The 1,254-nt window shown below is 31.1% G+C and carries 1 protein-coding gene and 1 pseudogene; both read left to right on the forward strand.

Translation table 11 applies throughout. The annotated features are described in order from the left end of the window. Window positions 1–282, forward strand: a 282-nt coding sequence (locus AC1DRF_RS28400) for a DUF4007 family protein (protein ID WP_477742360.1), incomplete at its 5' end; no start/stop codon positions are given. Next, window positions 279–1,254: pseudogene (locus AC1DRF_RS28405) on the forward strand (hypothetical protein); the annotation flags it as partial. The gene AC1DRF_RS28400 and the pseudogene AC1DRF_RS28405, both read left to right, overlap by 4 nt.

Below are 1,254 nucleotides of genomic sequence, written 5' to 3' on the forward strand. Positions count from 1 at the left end.
GGTTTATCGGCGCTAATGTATGTACTCTTAGATTATAAAACCCTTCACGGAGTAAGTAATATAAGTGTAGAGGACTTAGTTAATCAACCCGCATTATGGGGAAAAGTATTTAACATGAAAAGAAGTACTATTGTAAATGCTTTGAATGAATTAACGCAAAATCCTATTTATAATTTAACGTTTATTCGAACGAATAATCTAGATTTAATTAGAATTCCTGAAATTACTCCATATGAATTTTTACAACAAGAATATCGTCGTAAGGTAGGTGTAACCAAATGATTAGAACTAATGATACTTTTAAAACAAGTGTTAATATAAAATTTGATTTAGGTAAAAAAGAATTTATTAACAGATATCTACCTACACCTTCTCATGCCGAATCACTTATAGGGTTGTTAAAAGGGTTTACTAATTCTACAAATTCGAAAGCTCACATGATTGTGGGTCCCTACGGTACTGGTAAATCTCTAATTGCTACAATCGTTGGCGGAATTGTTTCCAAACAAGTTGATAGAGAAACGTTCAAAAGTCTACAATCGAAATTTAACAAGGTACATGATGAAATATATGAAGAATTAAACAATGTAACGGATAGTCCAACTACATATTTAACAGTAGCATTAAATGGAAATGAAGGGCGTTTCCGACATGCTATTCTCAATGCTATTATACGTACTTTGAATGAAAATGAAATCGATATTGTTTTACCTGGACAAAATGGTAAAATAATACAAGTTGTGGAACTTTGGGAAGAAAAATTTAATAAGACATTTAAAGCATTTAAACGTTTGCTAGCAGAGAATGATAAAGATTTTAAATTATGGCGATTAGCAATTTTGAATCAGGAAAAAGAAGAAATCGATTGGTTTATTTCTATTTACCCGGAATTGACAGCCGGTGCAGAATTTTTCGTAGATTACCAAACAGATTTTATTAGTCAAATTAAATTTGTGCTAGATGAACTAAAAAAGAAGAATCTAGGACTATTTATTGCATACGATGAATTTGGAAGAATGCTACAAACTTTAGAGTTAATCCAAGTTCACGAAACGATGCAGGATTTACAAGACCTAGCTGAACTAACGGATCATTATGAAGATAATTTACACCTTTTATTAATTACTCATCGGAATTTAAGTCAGTATTTCCGTGTGTTTCAAGAAGAATTCCGGAATGAGTTTCAACGTATTGAGAAAAGGTTTAAATCTTATTATGTAGAAAGCGATAGTTTCACATTTATTCGTATAGCAG

It is taken from the genome of Priestia sp. P5_B4 (assembly GCF_056400385.1).